This window comes from Paenibacillus jamilae (assembly GCF_050482105.1).
In the GTDB taxonomy this organism is placed as follows: Bacteria; Bacillota; Bacilli; order Paenibacillales; family Paenibacillaceae; genus Paenibacillus; species Paenibacillus jamilae_B.
Window position 1 is genome coordinate 1 of sequence record NZ_JBCNHI010000043.1, and the last position, 1,488, is coordinate 1,488.

Consider the following 1,488-nt stretch of genomic DNA (forward strand, 5'->3'; position numbering starts at 1 on the left):
AAGCTCAGCGAAAGGTTGGCGACTCTGCTGGTGATCACGACTGTTGCCCCACTGTCTTGAAGCATGTAATCAATGCGCTCCTGCGGATACATCGTATCCATTGGCACATACGCGCCTCCGGCCTTCAGTACCCCCAGAATGCTCACCAGAATATCCGCAGAACGTTCCAGCAGTACGCCTACCGGTTGATCTGCTTCAACTCCTTTTGTCCGTAATACCCGGGCCAAGCGGTTCGCCTGCTCATTCAGCTCAGCGTAGGTTAGCGCTATATCGCCAGACACCACGGCTATTCGCCCAGGGTGGTTCTTCGCTTGCGCTTCAAAACGTTCGCTGAGCGACAGGCCTTGCAGTGTTCCGCGTACGCTATGCGCATTCGGATCATTGAACACCTTCAGAATCTGCTCGGTTTCTTCAGTCGTAATGAGCTCCAGCTCACCCAGCTTCGCATCCGGGTTCGCCGCTACGGCTTCGGCCAAGCGAATAAAGTGACGTGTCATCCGTTCGACCGTTTCCCGTTGATACAACGCAGTGGCATACTGCAATCCGAACTGGATGCCTGCCTCTTCCTCTCTAGCTTCCAGCGTCAAGTCAAACTTCGCTGGCGTTTGCTCCAGGCCATACGGACGGAAGCTGAGGTCCGCCAGTTGCAGTTCACCTTCCTCGGTCGTTTGCAGGGTAAACATCGTATCGAACAATGGATGGCGGCTCATGTCCCGCTTCACATTCAGCTTTTCCACCAGTTCCTCAAATGGATAGTCCTGATGCTCATAGGCTTGTAGGGCGCGAACCTTCACTTCTTCCACGTAGCTGCGGAAGGTATGTTCTGCTGTCGGATAGTTTCGCAATGCCAACGTACCGACGAACATGCCGAGAATCGGCTCCAAATCCGCATGCGGTCGTCCGGCAATCGGTGTACCGACAACGATGTCCTCTTGGCCGCTATATTGATGCAAGAGTGCGGTGTACGCTGCCAGCAACACCATATACAGCGTAGAGCCTGTGTGCGCCGCCAGTTCTTTCAGCCGTTCGCTCACTTCGCGTTCCAGTCCAAACACCACGATATCGCCTGCTGTACTACGCACCGCCGGACGGGCAAAGTCTGTCGGTACATCCAGCACAGGCAGTTCCCCTCGGAAGGTGTCCAGCCAGTAGGCTTCCTGACGCTGCATCCATTCCTGATGGGCCTCGCTTTGCTGCCATACGGCATAATCCTTGTACTGTATCCGCAGTGGCGGCAGCTCTTCACCGTCGTACAAGCGGACAAATTCTTCAGTCAGTACCCCCATCGACACACCATCCGAAACGATGTGGTGCATGTCGAGCATGAGCACATGCTGCGGTTCCTGTTCAGTTCCAGATCCACCCAGATCCACCAAGCCTACCCGCAGCAGCGGCGTAGCTTTGAGATCAAACGGACGGACAAAGCGACTCACCAGCTCCTGCACTTCCTTGCTGGCCATCGTGTCTGTATCCGTAGTCATACCCTCT

The 1,488-nt window shown here is 55.2% G+C and carries 1 protein-coding gene; it reads right to left on the reverse strand.

Going from position 1 to position 1,488, the window contains the following annotated elements:
* On the reverse strand, positions 1 to 1,488 hold a 1,488-nt coding region (locus ABEW32_RS25785; protein WP_430193091.1), incomplete at both ends, for a non-ribosomal peptide synthetase.